Source organism: Mycobacterium sp. (assembly GCF_036490025.1).
In the GTDB taxonomy this organism is placed as follows: Bacteria; Actinomycetota; Actinomycetes; order Mycobacteriales; family Mycobacteriaceae; genus Mycobacterium.
The window spans coordinates 1-4,152 of the sequence record NZ_DASXEP010000157.1 but is presented as its reverse complement, the minus strand read 5'-3'; the positions used below and the strand labels follow the sequence as shown (position 1 = coordinate 4,152).

At 66.0% G+C, this 4,152-nt stretch carries 1 protein-coding gene and 1 pseudogene; one reads left to right on the top strand and one right to left on the bottom strand.

All coding sequences use genetic code 11. The features are described 5' to 3' along the window. Positions 1-190: 190 nt before the first annotated feature. Positions 191-691, top strand: a pseudogene (locus VGG53_RS24080) (glutathione S-transferase family protein); the annotation flags it as partial. Positions 692-861: 170 nt separating this feature from the next. Here VGG53_RS24080 and VGG53_RS17825 read toward each other — a convergent pair. After that, positions 862-3,903, bottom strand: coding sequence for a WD40/YVTN/BNR-like repeat-containing protein (locus tag VGG53_RS17825; RefSeq protein ID WP_331519409.1), 3,042 nt, complete (start codon positions 3,901-3,903; stop codon positions 862-864). Positions 3,904-4,152: the final 249 nt, after the last annotated feature.

Sequence of the window (4,152 nt, the reverse complement as noted above, 5' to 3'; positions counted from 1 at the left end):
ACCAGCGTTCCTTGCAAATCCGAAGGCCGGAGCTTCTGCCGCCTGCGGCGTCAGACTGCACTGCGGTGTAAGATTGAGGAGGTAAGACCAGAGACCAAGAGCGAAGACGAGAAACTGTCCACGGAAACGGGGCAGGTCCAGATTTCGCTGGGCTCCCCCATTTGCCCAAGGGCTTGTTCGCGACTTGCGCGTGCGCTGGGCGCTGGAGGAGGCCGGCCTTCCCTATGAAGCCCAACTCATCGATTTCAAGGATCTGAATTCAGACTGGTATCGTCAGCAGCATCCGTTCGGGATGGTACCGGCCTTCGGAGCGGACGTTCGCGGGCTGTTTGAATCGGGCGCCATCGTGCACTACATCTCCCTGGATTCCGAGGCTCTGATGCCTGGCGACCGGCACGGACGCGCTCACACAGTCACTTGGATATTCGCCGCGCTCAACACGGTTGAGCCGCCGATCCAGAACCTGTCCGCGATGGACCTGCAGCACTGCGAGGAACAGTGGGCAAAGCTGCGACGACCCGGAGCCGTGGATGCGGTGAAAGTTCGACTGGGAGCGCTATCCGCCTGGCTCGACGGTCGCAACTACCTGGTCGACCGCTTTACCGCGGCGGATGTTCTGATGACGACCGTATTGAGACTCATTCGACACACCGATCTGGTCGCCCAGTTTCCCGCGGTCGACGCCTACGTAAAGCGGCCAGCGGCACTCGCGCCCCTGAGCCGTCCTTCCGTAGTGCGCACTACCGGATTGCCAGCACCCGCGGCAAACACCTCTAAGCTGGTGGTGACAGCCGTTGCTGCGCCCACCGTGACCAGGGCGCCGCGCTTTAGGAATTCCCGCCTGGCGGGGCGGTGGCGCATTCAATCTCCTGTCAGCATGCCCGTCAGCGTGTCGCGGGCCTTGCCGCTGCTCGCGCGCAGCTGGTTGGCGGCATCCACCACCGTCGGGATGGGCGCCGCGTCATTGCTCACGACCTCATCGAGCAGCATGGACAGCTGCTCGTTGATGCCGTCCAGGTCGCTCTTCTTCACCTGGTCTTCGAGACGCTGCCGGCCGGCACCGCCACCGGACGCATTGGCGGCGGCCTGCAGCACCTTGGCGTTGCTGTCGATGTCGGACTCCAGCGCGAGCGCAAAGCGGACATTGGCGGCAAGCGCCGCCGGCGTGGTGTCCGCGTTGGGATCGGCCTGCACGGTGAGCGGGGCGCTGTATTCCTTGCCGCCGACCGTCAGCACCACACGATACTGGCCCGGCAACACCAGCGGCCCCATGGGAGACTCTGGCGTTTCGCCGAGCACGGCCGGCTCACCCCAGCGCGGCTCGCCGGCAGGCGGCGCATAGCGCAGGTCCCACAGGAAGCGATGGGCTCCGCTGCCGGCCGGCAGGATGTTGGGCGAGGAGATGAAGTAGTCGGGGTAATTCGGAGCCGGTATCTCGGCGGCCTTGTCGGTGCTGGAGAAGTGCCGTACTTGCTGCCCTTCGGCGTCGTAGATGGTCAGCGTCACGGGGCTGCTGGAGTCATCGCCCAGCCAATAGTCGATGATTGCACCGGTAGGCGGATTCGCGGAGTGCGGCACTTCCGGCGGTCGCGCCTCGCCCTCGTAGGTGCCGAGGCGCAAACGCATGGCCGGCTTCGGCGCATACAGGTGCACCGGGCTCTGCGCGATCGCGGCGCTGGCTTCGCGCAGCGGCTCCATGTCGTCGAGTATCCAGAAGCCACGCCCGCTGGTACCGACGATCAGATCGCCGTCGTGCACGGTCAGGTCGCGTACCGCGGTCGTGGGCAGGTTGCGTTGCAGCGACTGCCAGGAGTCGCCATCGTCGAAGGAGATGAGGATGCCGTGCTCGGTCCCCGCGTAGAGCAGACCCTTGCGCTCGGGATCGGCGCGCACCACGCGGACATAGTCGCCGTCCGGAATCCCCTCGGCGGCCTGGCGCCAGTGCTTGCCCGCATCATGGGTGATGTAGATATAGGGGTTGAAATCGTCGACCGCGTGGCGCTCGACGGCGACGTAGGCGCTGGCCGGATCGTGCGGATCCGCGCCGATCGTGTCCACCTTGCTCCACGGAGCGAGTCCGGGCGGCGTCACGTTGTCCCAATGCGCCCCGTCGTCCTGGGTGAGCCATACCCGGGAATCGTCGGTACCGGCCCACAGCACGCCTTCCTGCACGGGCGAGGCCGCGAGCGCATAGATGACCGAATAGCCGCAGGCGGCGCCCGTCTTGCGGGTCGGCTGGCCCTTGCACTTCGCCTTCGGGTTCTTGTAGGTGAGGATGGGGCTGATCACCTGCCAGTGCTGGCCGGCATCAGTGGTCCGCATGACCTTCTGGCCGCCCATGTACAGGGTGTCGGCGTGGAACGGCGAGGGTGCGAACGCGGTGTTCCAGGGGTAGTAGGAACCGGTGGGAGTCGGCTTGGCGTTGAACGACCTGATCGCCGCCGGCGATATGTTCAGGGTGACATGCGCGTGCAGGTCGTAGCGGGTGATGTTGCCGCCGGAGCCGGCGCCGTAGATGATCGAAGGATCCCCCTTGCGCGGGAACAGGTAGCCCGATTCGCCGCCGCCGACAGGGTCCCAGTCTTGGTTGGTGATGATGCCGCTGGCGCCGCGCGAGGCGATCATCAGGGCGCCCGAATCCTGCTGGGTGGCGTAGAGGTTGTACGGTATCTGGTCGTCCACGCCGAAGTGGTAGATCTGGGCGGTGGGCTGGTTGTACCAGCTCGACCAATGCGCGCCGTCGTCGAGACTGATCGAGGTGCCCTGATCGGCCACCAGGACCATGTGCTCCGAGTCGCCCGGATCCAGCCACAGCGAATGCATGTCGTCGCCGTTGGGTGAACCCTTGATGGATTCGAAATGCGCCCCGCCGTCGCGCGAGCGGTAGAGCGACGTGTTGGGGATGTAGACGAGGTCGGGATTCTTGGCATCGGCGTAGATGCGCCCGAAGTACCAGCCACGGCCCGGCAAGCGGGGATCGCCATCGATCAGGTGCCAGCTCTTGCCCGCATCATCCGAGCGGTACACGCCACTGCCCGCTCCCAACAGGTTGCTACCCTCTCCCACCGGGTGTGCGCTCCCGGCACTGACGATCGCGTACAGGCGCGGGCCCGACGCCGTGTCCGTCACTGCCACGCCGATGCGGCCCATCTCCGGGGGCAGCCCCTGCAGGGAAAGCTTCTGCCAGGTCGCGCCGTTGTCGGCGGAATGGTAGACGGCACTGCCGGGGCCATCGACCGGCGCATACTGATACCAGGGCGTACGCTCGGCATTCCAGGTCGTGGCGTACAGGCTCGCCGGCTGCGCCGGGTCGCGCGCCAGGTCCACCGCACCCGTGTGTTCGTCCACGAAGAGCGTGTGTTTCCAGCTCTTGCCACCATCGGTGGTGAGGAAGATCCCGCGCTCCTTGTTTGGCCCCCAGGCGTGGCCGAGGGCCGCGACCACGACGCGGTCGGGGTCCTGCGGATCCACGAGCAGGCGACCGATTTGCTGGGTATCGTCCAGCCCCAGGTGCCGCCAGGTCTTGCCACCGTCGTCGGAACGATATATGCCGTTGCCGTAGGTGGCATTGGAACGGATCGTCGCTTCCCCAGTGCCGACGTAGATGATCTGCGGATTGGACGGCGCGACGCCGATGGCGCCGATGGCGCCCACCGACTCGTGTTGGAACAGCGGCTCCCAGGTGTTGCCCGCGTCCGTCGTCTTGAAGACGCCGCCGTCCACGGAGCCGAAATAGGCGACATTGAGCTTGCCGGCGATACCGTCGACGGCATCGACGCGTCCGCCGCGATACGGGCCGACCTCGCGCCAGGACAACGAGTTCAGGAGGGACGGCGGCACTGTCTGGGCAGCCGCCGCGCCGGCGGCAAGCAGCAGGGCTCCGGCAAGCAAGGATCGGAACATGGGCATTTCCTCGGATGAAGGGCGAGCCGTGCGTGTCGACGCAGGCTCGTCAGGTACTGCTATCGCCGCGGTCAACAAGGCGGATGCGCGACACGGTCGACGCCTCATGCCGTATCGCGCAGTCCGTCGTCACTCGGTGTCGGTCAATTGGCTCGGCCCCATGTCGATCGGCTGCAACTCGGCATTCGGGGGCGGCAATTCGATCGGCCCCTGGCCGGCCGACTTCAACTTGGCATTCAGGTGCGGCAA

What these genes read in the sequence shown, in the direction of transcription:
- VGG53_RS17825 (WP_331519409.1), bottom strand. Translation starts at nt 3,903, where the DNA reads ATGTTCCGATCCTTGCTTGCCGGAGCCCTGCTGCTTGCCGCCGGCGCG.